Raw genomic sequence first — 15,337 nt, 5'->3', positions numbered from 1 at the left:
CTCATCCCCACCTCCAGTGGAGCGTTTCTAGTTCAAGAACGCCGATATTTCCCGGTCGTTCATCGGGCGCCATGGAATAGACGCGACGGCCGTCTTCGAGGGTTGCTTCGGCTCGGCTGTGGATGTGGCCGTGGAACAGGATGCCAGGGTGGATGGCATTCCACAGGTCTGTTGTTCGGGAGCGCGAGATGGCGGACGCCCAGAGTCGGTCCGCTGGCCATCTGCCGGGGTTCCGTCCTTCCTCGATGCCTGCCGTCGCTTCGGTGGCGCCGTTGACGGCCTCGTGAGTGAGCATGATGTCTGCCGGGCCCGATAGAGCGGCCTCCGCGTACGCTTCTTTGCGGGCGACCTCGTCTGGCCACCAATCGCGGTTTTTTCCGTGAGCATTTCGCCGGTGCCGATCTACCGACGCCGCTCCCCCGAACGACATGAACGTGCGCCCTCCGATCACGAAACGGTATCCGTGTGGCAGGACCCAGATGTGCTGACCGATCCGAACGGGCTCTCGTCGCACCCATGCAGGTGTGCTTCTAAGGCGGCCATAGTCTTCATGGTTTCCGGGGGTAATGAGAACTTGCTCGATCCCATTGCCGCGGCACCGGGCGTCGACCATGTTCACGAAAGCCTTGGCGACGCGACCTCGCCCGATGTTGAAATCGCCCAATTGCAAGATCGTCTTCGCCCCTGGCGCCATCTGTGCGGCGCGAGGGATGACCTTCATGGCCCAGATGATGTTGCTGTGCCAATCTCCCGCCACGACCACGCGCGGATCCGCCGCGTCGGGAACCCACGCGGTCATACCCCGGATCGATCGGCAATAGTGCGTTGAAGATCGTTCAATGCATTTAGAACGGGTTGCATGTCGCCTCCACTGCTGAGCCAACCGACGGGAGTGGCCGCCGCATGTCGGCGCAGCGTGGGTTGAGCGTCGTACATGAAGTCGCCGAGGTCATGGATTCGTTTGGCGTCTTCAAGATCGTGCAGGCCCTGGAGGCTGTTGAGCAGGCCGGTATGGGTCGAAGAGTCGATTTGCCAGGCGGGAATGAGCACGAGGTTTCCCACAAAGAATGCTGACAAAAGGCCACTGGCCAGCCACGCATCGACCTGTTGAAGAGGGATGTTTAGGTATGAGGCGAGGCTTTGCGGGACGAACGCGGACGCGATGTTGAGAATGAGGCTTCCCGCCAGCTCTACATGAAGTTGCCCACTCCGGGCGGCTTCCTCAGCGTCCGAGAGTTGCGTGCTCGTGACAATCCCGGAGTCCACGAGGAAAGAACGAACGTCCTCGGTGAGCATCGACGCGCCCGGACCAGGCGCGCTCCTAAGGGCACTATTGACCGCCGCCCATCCCGTTTCGGAGTCGACGTCCCCCGAGTGCAGGAGGGCGTGCAGCCCCTGAGAGTCTCGTCGGAGGGACGCGTCCGCTTCCAGGCGAGCCTCAGTAGGTCGGTCAGTCACGAGCGGCCTCAAGGGCGGAGAACAGACTGTCCTCCGCTCCTCCGACGTGGGCCCACTCGATGGCATTTAGAGCGAGATTCATCTTCAGAGCGCGTTGAGGGGTCGTCATGAATGCGCTCAGGAGTCGCCAGTCCATTCCGTCGGCACTTGAAAGGATTTGTTCCAGGCCCGGCAGGAGGTCGCGGGGACTCTCCTCTGTGAATTGCCAAAGCGGAACCCGCTGCTCCCCGTCCACGAGGACCGCCAGAAGACGGCCGGCAGCGATCAGCCCTCTGACCTCGCCTTGGGGAATCGTCAGGAGCGTGGCTGCTCGCGAAACACTGGTCGTCAAGATCGGCTCCCGCGCGTAGCTCGTCGCACAGAAGCTCTCGGCAGCTTCGGGCAACGGCCAGTCGCCAGACCGTTGCGGCGTCCTCGATGCACGAATAGACCCGCGCACTCCATCGGCGAGTCCCCTGAGAAATCCGGCCCGCCCGATTGAAAGCGTGTCAGCGAAGGCGAGGACTTGCTGGAAAGAGGCAGATACGAAGACGGCGGAATCCATGGGACAGCTTTCGAGTGAGGCGACCCCAAGCCGGGTCGTCGCGTGGAGCGAGCTGGCCGGTTGACCTGCTCACTTTCCTCTCGTGCTGCGTCCCTCACAGCGGTGTTGCGTCCGAACCTGACGGAGTGCGCTCCGCCCGGAAAGGATTGAATGTGGCCGGCGCTGACGTCGGTCATGCCATGTTCCAAATTTCGAAGAGGCGCTCCGATGAACCCTCCAGGTAGCGGAGCAGCGTTGCGGCGACCGGTCGAGCGGAACCTCCGCTGAGCAGAAAATCCCGAGGCGACAAGTGATCTTTGCCACGCCGCGGAAGAGTCGGATCATCGAGCGTCATGATGGCTCTCGTGAATGCAGCGGGAATTTCCGGAGGTATCGCCGCGACGATCATCTCCATCTGCTGGGTTATGACCTTCGCGCTGCGGCCATCGCTTGTAAATTCGAACTGCCACGACGGCAACAGGTACCGATCTGCGGCCCTGATCGCATGGAGCCTGCCCCACTCAATGTCGTCGAGTACGACACGCGTCGAACACCCCAGCAAGGACGCCACCTCGTTGGGAGTGAGTGACATGCCGACGTCGAGAAACGACATCCTCGCCAAGATCTCTCGGATGTCGTCGGCTTCTAGGTGACCATTGAGTCGAGATGGCCGCTCTTCCATGGTCAGCCGCTCCAGTAGCAGCAGGTGGTGCGCTTTTTTCAGCCCAAGCGAGTTGACACTGAGCGCCTCGAGGATCGAGCTGAGGTCGTTGACGGTGTCCACGGGATCGATGCCGAAGGCCTTGAGTGACATTTCTAGACGGCCGGCCGCGCTGGACCACGTACGGAGGTCAGATCCCTGAGCCGACTGCGAGCCCGCTGACGATGCCATGCCATCAAATTAGTACACTTTTGTGTACTGTGCCATGGCTAGAGTTGCGGAAGTCTTGGACGGTGCCAAATTCTGGATCTGAGAACTTCGAGGCCATGCGTTCTGCCCTGGAAAGGCTTCGGCACGAGCGGGGATTTAGCTTCGAGCGTTTGCGCGACGAATCGGGTGTCTCTCGGACAGCCATTATCAAGTTGGAACAGGGGCGATCCACGGGCAGCCTGAGGACATGGTGCAAAATTTCGAATGCCTTGGGAGTTCCCTTCTGGCAACTAGCTAAGTACCTGGACGAGCCAATCGGGTGAATGTGAGAAGGCCGTTGCACTTTTGTCAGAAGACGCGCCACCTACCGGATTGCTTCTTCGAGCGAACCGCGGCATGGGTCACGTGCCGCCTCGATACTGAGCGGGTGACGACTCGTGAAGACCTGCGGCCGCCGTGAGTTCGAATTCCACAACTAAGCGCCCGCACCCGTAGTTCGGTCAACATACCTACATCCCTGAGTTCAGCCCTCGGAGTCACCGGGCGCTCGGCCTGAGCATCCCACCTCGGCACGATTCTCATGGCTTGGGCGTCGTCATCGGACCCCGGCTGTCGTTGCTCGGACGACGGGAACAAAACTAGGAGCGGCGACCGCCGTTGTCGTTCTAAGTAGTCGCTGACCTGCGCCTATCTGTCGACAGCGGACCTACTCCGCCTGCTACTCAAAGTCCTCTTCGAATGGTGGTTCATCAATCCCATTGCGGCCCTCGTCCTCGTCTTCTTCGGCGTCCGCGAAAAAGTCGATGCCCGAAGGACGATGCCTGCGCCACGTTCGTAGGCATGCTCCTACGAAAAGTAAACGTTGACTTCATTCCTGCCCAAGGTTCTGCTTCCTTAGTCCAAGACTTCCCGGCCTGGCTTTTTGTTGTCCTGGTCGTTGAGCGCGACTCCCTGAATTAGATGCAACTCCCGGCTCCCGAACAGCGGCTCCTGCCAGTAAACTAGCGGGAGTTGCATCGAATGCAGGATCGCCAGAGGTCAGGGACGGCGAAGACGTTCGGCCACGACCCGGGCACGTTGCTTCGTGATCCTCAGGAGTGCGCCGATCTTCGTGAACGTCCATTCGGAGGACGAGTCCATGAGCGTTCGAACGCTTGCGCCACGGGCATCTAGAGCCTGGTCGAGCCTGACCTGAAAGTAGGTGGCCGTCTCGTCTGCGAGCACCGCGGCCGCCACTGGGCTCAGGTAGCCCTGCGCGAGCACGTCGGTCAGGTTGTAGCGCGCCGTGATGATGTCGCTGGGCGTGAGGCCGCAGCCAGCAAGTCGATAGGCCTCGCTGGCATCCTCGGACCTGTATGACAAGACGCGCTTCCAGGAGTCGGCGTCCGGCAGGAGGCCGTCCGTCCAGCTAGCGCCGCCCGACGTGCCCTGAGGGTCTGACCCTGTCAAATCAGCGTTCCTTTGAGCGACAACCCCCTTGTCGCCAATTGACGAGGGTCGAGTTACGCAGTTCACTGCTGCTCGGATTTCTCACTGCGCCGATGCTTCGGAGCCGAGAGCAGGTCGGATTGGGGTCCGGTTCATCCGCCCCGGCTGCCCAGAACCCCTGCGAGTACGGTGCGAGCGTACCGCGGCGGATGAATCGGTTACTTGTCCCCATTTTAGAGGACGAACGGAGCTGGGGGTACGGAGGTCTGTCCTCCGTTTTGGGGTCGCACACGATGGCACGAGACCGTGTCGAGACTTGGACAAATGGGTCTAACTCGCGTTACTCTCTAACTAGACGGTGCGCGACCGTCCCCTAACGGGGGTATTCCCCCTGGACCCTGGGGAGTGAGCCAACATCTGCCCCAAGGGCCGATGGCTCACTCCCCTTCTTCTTTGCCCGCGAGCGGCCCTCCCCGGCTCCGTGGATCGCCGCGCTGCGCCCGAGCTGCCACCCCGAGAGCGCCCGAAGGCCGACGCCTGTCGAAAAGCCAGGTTCGGGGAAATCAATTCCAGGTTTTGACCCCTTTTTCAAAATCATTCCCGGGTGATTCATGCACTAATGCCGCCCGATGAACGGCCAAGAACCCCGGAAAATCAACGATCGGCGGGGGTTGCACAGTACACCCCACCGTCTATGCGTCCAATGTCCCCCAGTCGGGGGGATGGGTCCATGTCGGCTGCTCTCGTTAGCTTCATAGGACAAGAGAGACCGCTTCGCACAGGGGTGGGCAAACGAAGATAGGGAAAGGTAGGTGGGGGGAATGATGGTCGCGCAGCAGTCCTGGACCACTCTCGAAATCGAGGGTCAGGAAATCAACTTCACGCACAAGTTCGACGAGGCATCGGCCGAGGCCGCCGTCTCGTTCATGGGAACGCTCGAACTTGACGGCGCGTCGCACGACGTCGTCGCCGAGCTGTCGAACGACGGGCTCGTGATCGAGTCGATCACGATCAAGAACGTCGAGACCGACTTCGTCTCGGAGTGGGCATCGGAGGGCGCACGCGCCTTCGTTCTCTGGGCGGCGGACTGCTACATGCAGGACGTCCAGCAGGGCCTGTTCGACTCGGCGCCGCTCGCGCTCGTCGGCTGACACTCGCTGCACCTGAGAGCCCCGCTCGCCACTCGGCGATGCGGGGCTCTCTCAGTTTCGTGACGCATAGCCGGTTTACATGTACTGTAGACTGGTCGCAGTCGACTGAAAGGCTCCCGTGACCGAGACCGCTCGCCGAGAGAACCCCGCCCGCCGTGCACTGCTCGCACTGGAGACCCTCCGCGTCCTCACTGAAGCAGGGCCGACGGCGGTTCAGCGCGAGCGCCTGCTCGACTGGCCCGGATGGGGAGCCCTTGCTCCCGCGTTCTCGCCCCAGCCCAAGAGCGGCTGGCTCGACGTCGCCGACCGCCTTGAGCAGTCGTTCTCGGACCGCCCAGGTGACCTCAAGACCGCGGCCGACCATCTCGACACGTCCTTCTTCACGCCACCCGAGATCATCGAGGCAATGTTCGGCCTCCTCCGGGCATCGGGCTTCACTGGCGGGTCCGTCTTCGAACCCGGCTGCGGCTCGGGCCGCTTCATGGCGCACGCCCCCTCCGACCTGGCGATCGACTGGACCGGCGTCGAGATCGACCCCACCGCCGCCCGCATCGCTCGCGTCCTGAACCCCAAGGCGCAGATCATCACGAGCGCCCTCCAGGACATCTCCCTGCGCGCCGGAGCTTTCGACGTCGCAATCGGCAACGTCCCCTTCGCGGGCAGGGGCTCCGTCTACGACCCCGCCTACGGCACCTCGACCTCCCTGCACGGCTACTTCATGCTCCGAGCGTTCGACGCTGTGCGTGTCGGAGGGCTCGTCCTGATCATCACCAGCCGGAACGTCATGGACTCCGCGCAGATGATCGAGCAGGCGCAGCGCATCGGCGATCTCGTCGGCGCCGTGCGCCTTCCCTCAGGAGCCTTCTCGGCATCCGGCACTGAGGTTGTCACCGACCTGGTCGTCTTCCAGAAGCGCGACGCGCAGCTCCCGCCAGACCTCGCTCTTCACGACGCCCCGAGCGCCTACAACCCTTACGGCGCGAGCCCCCGGCGGATGACCATCACCGCCCACGCCGACCCTGCCAAGGCCGGTGTCCCCGTCTCGGTCAACGCCTACTGGGGGCAGCACCCAGAGCACGTCGCGGGCAGGATGGCCGTCACCGGCTACCCGCAGAGCCCGCTCGTCGTTCTCTCGACCGATCACGACGGCGACATCGCCCGGGCCATGGCCGCGCTCCGAGGTCTCATGCCCGCACTGCCCCCTCGATCCACGGTTGCGCCCGAGTTCGGTGACGTGATCCTCACCGACGACGAGGGCCGGAAAGAGGGCTCGTTCCACATCGCCGACGACGAGGTCCACCAGGTGATCAGTGGCGCCCTCGTCCAGCTCCCCCGAGCCCCGCAAGAACTGCGGTCCCTGATCACCCTGCGTGACGCCTCCCTCGCTCTCATCGAGGCCGAGAGCGACCCCGCGCGGTCGGACGAGTCGATCACGCCCCTGCGCGATCTCGCGCGCGGCGCGTACCTCGACTACGCGGACAAGTTCGGCGCGCTCAACCGTGGCGCGCTCCACGAGGGCGCCGTCGACCCCGAGACGGGCTTGCCCGCGCTCAGCTACAAACGCCCGACGATGGGCGGCTTCAGGCAGGACCCGGACTACGTGACCGTCCTCGCCATGGAAGAGTTCGACCAGGAGATCGGTGAGGCTGCACCGGCCCCGATCCTCGTGCGCCGCGTCAACAAGACGCCCGACCGCGCGACCAGCGCGTCATCGGCCACCGAGGCCCTGTCGATCGTGCGGGGCGAAGGTCGAGGCCTCGACCTGGCGCGCATCGGCGACCTCATCGGTGAGCCTGACCCCCAGGTGGTCGTCGACCAGCTCGCCGGGCACATCTTCCGCTCCCCCACCAGCGACGACTACGTGCTCGCCGTCGACTACCTCTCCGGCAACGTTCGACAGAAGCTCGCCGACGCCCAGCGTGCCGCCGAGACCGACCCCGCGTTCAGTGCAAACGTCGAAGCCCTCCGAGCCGTCATGCCCGCCGACCTTGGGCCCCTCGACATCCGGGTCTCCCTCGGCGCCCCGTGGATCAAGCCCGCGTACATCGTGAAGTTCGTCCAGGAGGTGTTCCTCGGCCGCGTCAAGGTCACCTACACCGCCCCCATCTCCTACTGGGAGCTGACCAACGAGAGTGGGGACCTCTCTCCCGACATCACGCTCACCTGGGGCACTCCTGACGCCAACCCGCTCCGCCTGCTGGAGCTGGCACTCAACGGCAAGGCCCCCGTCATCACCGAAGAGGTGCTGAAGAACGGCAAGCTGAAGAAGGTCAAGCGCCCCGCGCAGACCATGGCCGCCGAAGCGAAGCAGAGCGCCATCCAGGAGCGATTCGCGGAATGGGTCTGGGAAGACGCCGCCCGCACCGAGGCCATCTGCCACGAGTACAACCAGCGCTTCAGCAGCTACGTCGTCCGCAAGCCCGACGGCGCCCACCTCACGTTCCCCGGGATGAGCGAAGACTTCACCCTCTGGCCCCACCAGCGGAACGCCATCGACGGCATGGTCTCGAACGCTCGCTTCATGGTCGGACATGCTGTCGGCGCAGGCAAGACGACCGACATGGTCGCCGGAGCCATGACGCTTCGGCGCTTCGGTCTCGCCAACAAGCCGATGATCGCCGTCCCCAACCACCTCCTGGAGCAGGTGGCCCGCGAGGCCAAGCAGCTCTACCCCACAGGCAAGTTCCTCATCGCCGGACGCGAAGACCTCCAGGGGTCCGGGCGCCGACTCTTCGCCGCGCGCTGTGCCACCGGCTCATGGGATGCGGTCATCCTCACCCATCAGGCGCTCGTCAGCCTCCCCGTCGCGCCCGAGGTCGAAGAGGCTTGGATCGAGGAGAAGAAGGCCGACCTGCGCTCGTTCCTCCAGGACGACAAGGCCAGCGGCTCCACCGGTGGCAAGCGCGGGGCGAAGCTCATCGCCCAGGCCATCCGGCGCCTCGACGCCCAGCTCGCCGAGCTGCGAGACAACGCCAACACGGATAAAAACATGATCCTGTTCGAACACCTCGGCGTCGACCACATCAGCATCGACGAAGTCCACGCCTTCAAGCGACTCCCGATCGCGACCCGCGCGGAGGGATTCTCCTCGGCTCGTCGAAACGCGCCGCCGACCTCCTGCTGAAGATCAACACCCTGGCCGAGCGTCGTCCTGGTAAGCCGATCGTCTCGTTTTTCACCGGAACGCCTTGGTCGAACACGCTGGCGGAGACTTTCGTCTGGCAGACATACCTCCAGCCCGAGCGTCTCGAAGAGATGGGCGTCGCGCACTTCGACGCGTGGGCTGCGACGTTCGTCCGTTACGAGAACCGGGTCGAGGTGACTCCCGATGGATCGGGATTCCGGATGTCCCGTCGCCCCGTCGCGATCCAGAACTTCCCCGAGATGCGCTCGATCTTCGCCGAGATCGCCGACCTGCTCCCCTCCGACGCTCTCGACCTGGTGCGGCCGACGGCGGAGGTCAAGAACTTCACCGCCCGCTCGACGGAGGCGCAGAAGCGCTTCGTGGCCGACCTGGCCGAGCGTGCCGAGCTGATTCGTCTTGGCGACCCGCGACGCATGGGCGAGGCGCCCGACGACTTCCCCGACAACATGCTGCTCATCTGCGGCGACGGACGAAAGGTCGCCCTCGACCCGATGCTCGTCGACATCCACGAGGCCTCCCCCAAGGTCGAGCTGATGGCGGACGAGATCGCCCGCGAGTACCACGAGGGCATGACGGTGGAGTACGGCGGCACCCGTGGCCACCTCCAGCTCGTCTTCGCCGACTTCGGCACCCCGCACCCCGACGACTCACAGACGTACGGGCGCGTCAAAGCAGCTCTGGTGGCCCGTGGCGTCCCGGCCGAACGCATTCGATTCATCCATGAGGCGAAGACCGACAAGGCGCGCCACGCGGTCTTCAGCGCCTGTCGCGACGGCTCCATTTCGATCCTGCTCGGCTCGACCGAGAAGCTGGGGACCGGCACAAACGTCCAGCGACGACTCAAGGCCCTCCACCACCTCGACACCCCTGGCGTGCGAGCGACATGGAGCAGCGCAACGGGCGCGGCATCCGTCCCGGCAACCTCAACACCGAGGTCTCGATCAACCGGTATGTGACCCAGGGTTCGTTCGATGGATATATGTATCAGTTGGTGGAGAAGAAGCAGCGCTTCATGAGCCAGCTCTACCGCGTCGACGCGTCCGTGCGCGAGATCGAGGACATCGCCGACCTCGTGCTCAGCTACGGCGAAGTGAAGGCGCTTGCGGCGGGCAACCCTCTCCTGCTGGAGCAGTCATCCGCTACCGCCGAGCTGAAGCGGCTCCAGACCCTCCGCACGCTCCACAACCAGGCGATCAAGAAGGCCCGCCAGGACGCCGACCAGGACGAGCGCGTCGCGCAGACGCTCAACGCCCGCGTCATCATGCTCGACAAGGCGCGCGGGGCCCTGAAGCCTGACGCTGCCGAAATCTCCCTCGACGCCCTCGCGGGAGCGATCAGCCGCGACATCCCCACGGCGAACGGCTACCGAGGAGTGGAGCTTCGCTACAAGTCGACGATCCGGGACGGCGGCGATCAGCCACGCGAGGTCACCGTCGATCTCAACCGCTTCACCATGCACGCCATCGGCATCCCGGACCGCACATTCCGGCGCGGACCCGCCTCCATTCGCGACTACATCCAGGCGGAGTTCACGACGTGGGCCGATGGTCTCGACGCACTCCGTGACAGCACCTTGGAGCGCCAGCAGGACCTCCTGATTCGCATCGACGAGACCCGCGCCGCGGCGACAGGGTCCGCCCCGTTCCCGCAGGCCGAGGCGCTCCAGGCCGCGCGCATGAAGCTCGCGCGGATCGAGCAGGCTCTGGCCGAGGCGGCGGAGCCCGTCGACGAGGTCGACCGTGAGGACGAGGCCACTTCCCAGCAGGCCGCTTAGTCGCAACTGCTACACTAAGACCACTCGGAGTTTCACTCCACAAGGAGGTCAGCATGAGCACCCTGCGACGCGCAATCGAGATCGCCTACGAGGCCCACGACGGCCAGTTCCGGCTCGGCGGGGCTGCCTTCATCACGCACCCCATGGCTGTCGCCGCCATCATGGCCGAGCGCGGGTACGCCTCCTGGGTCCTCCAGGCCTGCTGGCTCCATGACGTCGTCGAGGACACCGACTGGACGATCGAGCGACTCCGGGCTGAAGGCTTCAGCGAGAAGGTGCTCCTCCTGGTCGATCTCCTCACGCGTCGAGCTGACGAGACGTACGCCGAGTACATCGAGCGCGTCGCCTCCGACCCGACTTCCACCGAGATCAAGCTGGCGGATAACCGGCACAACAGCAGTCCCGACCAGCTCCAGCACGTCACTCCGAGCGCTCGGCGCTCCAAGATCGTCCGCTACGCCAAGTCCCGCGCACGCCTGGAGCGCGCCCGACACGACCACCGCACGCACGACGCCGCCGTCGCGGCCGCCTGAAAGGCATCAGCATGACCGAGACTCCTGACCACCTGCTCATCGCCAGCCTCCAGCAGCAGCTCCGCAACGCGGGCATCGAGCCGCTGGGCCTCAAGAAGCGCGAAGGTGATCAGGACCTGCCGATCACCAACGACAAGCCCGTAGCCCACGACCTCGTCATCGAGGACCTGATGGCTCGCAAGGCCGTCGGCATCCAGCGCTACGGTCAGGGCCTCCAGCCGTTCAACGGCCGCGACACCCTCCGTGACATCTACGAGGAGATTCTCGACAGCGCCGCCTACTTCCGCGCTCTGCTCATGATGCGCGACGCGGTCGACGCCGACATTCGCGACGTGCTCACGGACGCGCTGGGAGCCGACGTGGCCGCGAAGGTGTCTGGCCTACTGTCGGACCACCTCGTTTCGAAGCAGGCTCCAGAAGAGGCGGCCTAGCGCTTCGTGGCCTCCTGGCCGATCCCCTGAGCCCACTCCCCCACGTGCTCGAAGAACAGGTTCGCCGACGCTGACACCTTCTCCATCGAGAAGCCAGTGCTGTGCGCGGGAGGGGTCGGCGGGGGCACCTTCGACGCCGTCGGCATGAAGGCACTGATCATGAGCGCCGGAGTCAGGATCAAGACGGAGACGACTGCACCGATGGTCAGCCCCTTCGGGGCGGTGGCCTGTTTCGTGGTCATGAGCCTAGTCTACAGTACATGCTTAGCAAAAGCGTCACATCCGGGAGAATCTAGCAAACCTGCTATACTAAGACCTTCGTGAACCACATGGAGGATGCATGAGCGCGGCCACAATCGTCGGGGGCATTCTGCTCGTCATCATGGCCTTCTTCGGCTACGCAGCCTTCAAGGCTTTCCGTGTCGGCACGCGGGCCGGGGCTATCTGCTCGATCATCGCCGTGCTGCTCTGCGTCCTGAGTCTGGTCGGCGCCCTTCTCGTCTTCGTGACGGGCTCGCACGCCGGAGTCTGACACCTTTCCATGACTGCTACCGAGTTATCCGCCGACGACCCGATCCGGGCTGCCATCGTCGCGGGCATGGCCAGGTGGCACGACACGCACGGCCGATCGGTCGATGACGTGCTGCTGGAGGTCTTCGAAGAGCGCGGCATCATCGTTCCCGACGCGCCCCTGGAGCGCCGCGCAGCGGTCATCGTCGACGCCATTGCAAAGTACCGACCCGAGGATCAGAGCGACTACATCGTCCTGCCTCGTTCCATCCTTAGCTCCATGCCCCACAAGTGGCAGGACGGCCTCGTCGACCTGCTCGTGGACCTCGACCGCACCCACAACCCCAAGACCCTCGCCGATCGCTACGTCGTGCAGGCCGTCAGATCAGTCACGATCTCCGACCTCGATGACGACGAGCGCGATTTCTACGGGTTCGAGCCCGCTGACGACGGCATCCACTTTGTCGATCGCGACGGCAAGCTGCTGGCCGTTGACGCGCGCGTTGAGATTCCCGTCGAGGACCCCAGCGCTGCCGCTGACCTCGGAGACCCGGAACTGCACGAGGCCATCGAAGTGCCCTCGGCGCCCCACGCCACGTCTCTCGTCACTCCCGTGCCGAACGTATCTGCCGAAGCCATCGACTGGTTCGCAGGCTCGATGAGCCCGGCGCCTGTCGAGCTGTCACCCGAGGAGGCCGACGCGTTCGCCGAGCTGGAGCGGACGCTGTCGCATCCCCCGGGTCGTGCCGAGTAGCCCTACACCGCCAGGGGCGCGACGACCAGCTCGGCGCTCGTCGCGAAGGCCAGCATCTCCGCCTGCTCGCTCGCCCAGTTGTAGACCGCCATCGCCACCTCCGGCGAGTCGTTGCTGAGGGCCACGGCGGCCCGAACGACGGGGAAGGTCGCGCGGAGGGTCGGCATGGGCGCAGCGAAGCGCCATGGCAGCGTCTCGCCGTTGATCTTGAAGCTGCCCTCGATGGAGGCCGAGCCGCGCGGCTGAACGATGACGTCGCCGATCTCGATCTGGACGTAGGGTGCATCGACGCGCGGGTGCGCCGCCCACACGGTGGAGACGAAGTCGTCGGAGATGACGGTGATGGCCTCGGCGTCAGGGCCGGGGTTCAGCGCGATGCTGGTGCCGACGACGTTCCAGGAGAGGCGCTCGATGAACTTGCCGAGGAGGCTGCGGAGGTCGGTCTCTTCCACTCGCATGCCCGCCGTCGCCCAGACGCCGCGGTCGATATTGACGCTGCGGGCGAGCCCGGGAATCTCGACATCCTCGATGCCTTCGACGTACCGCTCCACGGCCAGATTGATCTGCTCGCGAGCGGACTTCTCGTCGAGGCCCATGCGGGCGACGGACGCGCCGATGTTGAGGCCGTTCTGGAGCAGCGCGCGGCCCGTGACCGCAAGCGGCGGCAGCCCCATCCCCTTTGCGACGAGATCGGGGGTTTGGACCGTAAGCCAGGTCTCGAAGCTGATCGGCATGTAGGTCTCTCGTTCGAAGATCGGCGCGTTATTCACTGCCTTTAGTGTAGCAGGTTGCTCTCTAGGTCGATGTCCAAGAGGTTCGCATCGGGGATCATGTTCGAATACCCGTCGCCCTTGTCGAGCACTTCCAGCCGGGTCGCTTCGTTCATCCGGACAACGGATTCCGACCAGCGCAGGTGTAGATGCCCGGCCACGAGCAGCTTCGGCCTGAGAGCCCACATGGCCCGCGACACCAGATCGCTCGACTGCTCCGCGTAGGCGAGGTCCCAACCACTCGGTATGGCGCCCCGCCGCAAACGCGCCTCCAGCTTCTGAGTGCGCGGCGCGTCATGGGCGATCAGGATGTCGAGGTCGCGCGCGCGTTCTGCGAGCCGATGGATGTCGCCCAGGGTGGGCAGCTCGTCGTCCCACCAGTCCACGCCATGGCTGAGCCCCCGGTGATCGACGGATGCAGCACCGCCCATGACGCCGAGCGCGCGCCCTCTCCAGCGCAGCACAGTTCCATTGGGTGCGTAGTACACCTGCTCGGCGACTCGCAGGAGCCCTGGCTCGTCCGACGCAGGCAAGGCATCGAGGCGGCCGCGATCGTCGTGGTTGCCCCGGATGATGACGATGGGGATTCCCGCGCGTTGAGCGGCGACCTCCATCGCGTGTGCCATCCGCGTGAACGCCGGTCCCGTGAAGACCACATCTCCGAGCTGCACGACCACATCCGCGCCACGGCGCCGCGCCTCATCGAGGCCGAAGATTGCCGCATTCGGATCATGGTGCCAGTCGCCTGCGAATGTGACGTAGCGAGGGTCGTGAATCACTGACTTCCCCTTTGTCGGTGGGAGCCCTTACTATAGCAGTTGTGACTAAATCCACTCCCAAGAAGGCACCCGCCCGTCTGTTCGCGTCCGGATACATGGTCGGCTACGACGGCTCGAAGCCGGGCGAGAAGGCCCGCGGTGGCGGGTGGGTTCTCCCTGAGGGCGGCATGGACTCCATCGCAACCCTGCACTCGACCTTCGAGGGTGCCGACGGCGAGCTGGGTGGACGCCGCGGCACGACCGATCTCTTCGGCAAGCCCGCGGTCCTCCGGGTGCACCACGTGCGCGCACTGCCCTTCCCGCTCGGCAAGGGCGGTCTGGGCTACCGCACGACGGGCAAGGATCGCGACCTCCGAGCCTGACCACAGGGCGACGGCAGGCCCAGTCCCTTCCGAAGCGCGACTCTCAGCCAACTCGCTACAGAACACGGTTGACACTTGTGTGTCACGAGGGTGTATCGTAGGATACGGACAAGCAATCTCCGGCTGGATGTGCCACAGGGTAATGAGACCTCACGCCGTCGGTGAATGTCCGAAAGGTGCATTCTTTGACCCCAGCAATCGTGCAAGACCTGCCGACGGACACCGTCAACAAGATGCGTCGCCTCGATCCGGCTGACCGCCCTGACGTCGTGGCTGCGCTGCGCGCCAAGGGCTGGACCCTGCGCCCGATCGCCGAGGCCTTCAACATCTCCCACGAGAGCGTTCGCCGCATGGAGACCTCCGGGGACAAGTCCAAGGCCAAGGTCGCCGCTCCCGACAAGCCGGTCCGCCAGGCCGAGCCTCGCGACACCACGCCCAAGGAAATCTTCGTCGTCCCCGAGGAGATCGCCGCGCGCATGCGCGAGCTGATCCCCCTGGCCACGCAGAACAAGGGCACGACTCCTGTCGGCGACCCGCGGCAGGTCGCGAGCGAGGAGTACACGAAGCTCCTCATCGAGCAGTACCAGCGCAAGGTCCCTCGTCGCGGCCTCGAAGAGGCCACTGGCCAGAAGTGGGACGCTCTGCGTCGTCGCCTCGTCCAGGGTGGCGCCATGGAGCGCCCCGCGTCCTACGACAAGAAGTACCGCCGCAAGACCGCTGCGGAGCGTCGTGCCGAGGAGGAGGCGCAGGCAGCCGCCTCTGACGCACTCCAGGGCAAGGGCAAGAAGAAGCTCAAGTCTGCGTAGACGCGCAGAACGAAGAGCCCCGGCGAGAGATTCTCTCGCCGG

The 15,337-nt window shown here is 64.7% G+C and carries 19 protein-coding genes; 11 read left to right on the top strand and 8 right to left on the bottom strand.

The features are described from left to right. Position 1: 1 nt before the first annotated feature. The 4 genes from QUE79_RS23235 to QUE79_RS23220 all read right to left on the bottom strand — a co-directional run bounded on the left by QUE79_RS23235 (position 2) and on the right by QUE79_RS23220 (position 2,795). Complete coding sequence (locus QUE79_RS23235; protein ID WP_286343521.1) at positions 2-799, bottom strand: metallophosphoesterase family protein; 798 nt, start codon at positions 797-799, stop codon at positions 2-4. Next, entirely contained in the window at positions 796-1,296 is a 501-nt protein-coding gene (locus QUE79_RS23230) for a MerR family transcriptional regulator (protein WP_286343522.1), read from the bottom strand. The genes QUE79_RS23235 and QUE79_RS23230 overlap by 4 nt, the downstream gene beginning before the upstream one ends. Positions 1,297-1,450: 154 nt before the next feature. Continuing rightward, the gene (locus tag QUE79_RS23225) at positions 1,451-2,002 is read right to left on the bottom strand and encodes a hypothetical protein (RefSeq protein ID WP_286343523.1); all 552 of its coding nucleotides are present in this window, start codon (positions 2,000-2,002) and stop codon (positions 1,451-1,453) included. A 172-nt stretch (positions 2,003-2,174) separates the two neighbouring features. Further along, positions 2,175-2,795: a hypothetical protein gene (locus QUE79_RS23220; RefSeq protein ID WP_286343524.1), complete on the bottom strand. Its 621-nt coding sequence runs from the start codon at positions 2,793-2,795 to the stop codon at positions 2,175-2,177. A 71-nt stretch (positions 2,796-2,866) separates the two neighbouring features. Between QUE79_RS23220 and QUE79_RS26015 the strand changes: the two genes are divergently transcribed. Next, positions 2,867-3,175, top strand: a complete 309-nt coding sequence (locus tag QUE79_RS26015; protein ID WP_350271763.1) for a helix-turn-helix transcriptional regulator — start codon at positions 2,867-2,869, stop codon at positions 3,173-3,175. Positions 3,176-3,890: 715 nt separating this feature from the next. Here QUE79_RS26015 and QUE79_RS23215 read toward each other — a convergent pair. Then, positions 3,891-4,214, bottom strand: coding sequence for a hypothetical protein (locus QUE79_RS23215; protein ID WP_286347419.1), 324 nt, complete (start codon positions 4,212-4,214; stop codon positions 3,891-3,893). Between the two features lie 887 nt (positions 4,215-5,101). On the opposite strand from QUE79_RS23215, the gene QUE79_RS23210 reads away from it, so the two are divergent. From QUE79_RS23210 to QUE79_RS23185, 6 genes are all read left to right on the top strand, one after another. Further along, positions 5,102-5,431, top strand: coding sequence for a hypothetical protein (locus QUE79_RS23210; protein ID WP_286347418.1), 330 nt, complete (start codon positions 5,102-5,104; stop codon positions 5,429-5,431). 118 nt (positions 5,432-5,549) lie between these two features. Continuing rightward, positions 5,550-8,555, top strand: a complete 3,006-nt coding sequence (locus QUE79_RS23205; RefSeq protein ID WP_286347417.1) for a DUF8437 domain-containing protein — start codon at positions 5,550-5,552, stop codon at positions 8,553-8,555. Then, positions 8,513-9,532 carry a hypothetical protein gene (locus tag QUE79_RS23200; RefSeq protein ID WP_491018497.1) on the top strand — a complete coding sequence of 340 codons (1,020 nt, stop codon included), beginning with the start codon at positions 8,513-8,515 and terminating at the stop codon, positions 9,530-9,532. The genes QUE79_RS23205 and QUE79_RS23200 overlap by 43 nt, the downstream gene beginning before the upstream one ends. After that, the gene (locus QUE79_RS23195; RefSeq protein WP_286347415.1) at positions 9,460-10,350 is read left to right on the top strand and encodes a hypothetical protein; all 891 of its coding nucleotides are present in this window, start codon (positions 9,460-9,462) and stop codon (positions 10,348-10,350) included. Before QUE79_RS23200 ends, QUE79_RS23195 begins: the two co-directional genes overlap by 73 nt. Positions 10,351-10,403: 53 nt before the next feature. Beyond that, positions 10,404-10,883: an HD domain-containing protein gene (locus tag QUE79_RS23190; RefSeq protein ID WP_286347414.1), complete on the top strand. Its 480-nt coding sequence runs from the start codon at positions 10,404-10,406 to the stop codon at positions 10,881-10,883. A gap of 11 nt (positions 10,884-10,894) precedes the next feature. Continuing rightward, positions 10,895-11,314 carry a hypothetical protein gene (locus QUE79_RS23185; protein ID WP_286347413.1) on the top strand — a complete coding sequence of 140 codons (420 nt, stop codon included), beginning with the start codon at positions 10,895-10,897 and terminating at the stop codon, positions 11,312-11,314. On the opposite strand, the gene QUE79_RS23180 is transcribed toward QUE79_RS23185, so the two are convergent. Continuing rightward, on the bottom strand, positions 11,311-11,556 hold the full coding sequence (locus tag QUE79_RS23180; protein WP_286347412.1) for a hypothetical protein: 246 nt from the start codon (positions 11,554-11,556) through the stop codon (positions 11,311-11,313). The two genes, QUE79_RS23185 and QUE79_RS23180, sit on opposite strands and share 4 nt — an antisense overlap. A gap of 98 nt (positions 11,557-11,654) precedes the next feature. Between QUE79_RS23180 and QUE79_RS23175 the strand changes: the two genes are divergently transcribed. Together QUE79_RS23175 and QUE79_RS23170 are read left to right on the top strand one after the other, a co-directional pair. Next, positions 11,655-11,846: a hypothetical protein gene (locus QUE79_RS23175; RefSeq protein WP_286347411.1), complete on the top strand. Its 192-nt coding sequence runs from the start codon at positions 11,655-11,657 to the stop codon at positions 11,844-11,846. Positions 11,847-11,855: 9 nt separating this feature from the next. Beyond that, positions 11,856-12,578, top strand: a complete 723-nt coding sequence (locus QUE79_RS23170) for a hypothetical protein (RefSeq protein WP_286347410.1) — start codon at positions 11,856-11,858, stop codon at positions 12,576-12,578. Between the two features lie 2 nt (positions 12,579-12,580). Here QUE79_RS23170 and QUE79_RS23165 read toward each other — a convergent pair whose 3' ends face one another. Next, on the bottom strand, positions 12,581-13,348 hold the full coding sequence (locus tag QUE79_RS23165) for a hypothetical protein (RefSeq protein WP_286347409.1): 768 nt from the start codon (positions 13,346-13,348) through the stop codon (positions 12,581-12,583). 5 nt (positions 13,349-13,353) lie between these two features. Continuing rightward, positions 13,354-14,127 (bottom strand): metallophosphoesterase family protein, encoded by a 774-nt coding sequence (locus tag QUE79_RS23160; protein ID WP_286347408.1) that lies wholly within the window; start codon positions 14,125-14,127, stop codon positions 13,354-13,356. 41 nt (positions 14,128-14,168) lie between these two features. Here QUE79_RS23160 and QUE79_RS23155 point away from each other — a divergent pair, with 41 nt between their 5' ends. Together QUE79_RS23155 and QUE79_RS23150 are read left to right on the top strand one after the other, a co-directional pair. Then, positions 14,169-14,489, top strand: coding sequence for a hypothetical protein (locus tag QUE79_RS23155; RefSeq protein ID WP_286347407.1), 321 nt, complete (start codon positions 14,169-14,171; stop codon positions 14,487-14,489). Positions 14,490-14,674: 185 nt separating this feature from the next. Further along, positions 14,675-15,295, top strand: coding sequence for a hypothetical protein (locus QUE79_RS23150; RefSeq protein WP_286347406.1), 621 nt, complete (start codon positions 14,675-14,677; stop codon positions 15,293-15,295). Positions 15,296-15,337 lie beyond the last annotated feature (42 nt).

It is taken from the genome of Frondihabitans sucicola (genome assembly GCF_030296615.1).
Taxonomy (GTDB): domain Bacteria; phylum Actinomycetota; class Actinomycetes; order Actinomycetales; family Microbacteriaceae; genus Frondihabitans; species Frondihabitans sucicola.
The sequence above is the reverse complement of the archived record's forward strand: the minus strand, read 5'-3'. Positions and strand labels throughout refer to the sequence as shown.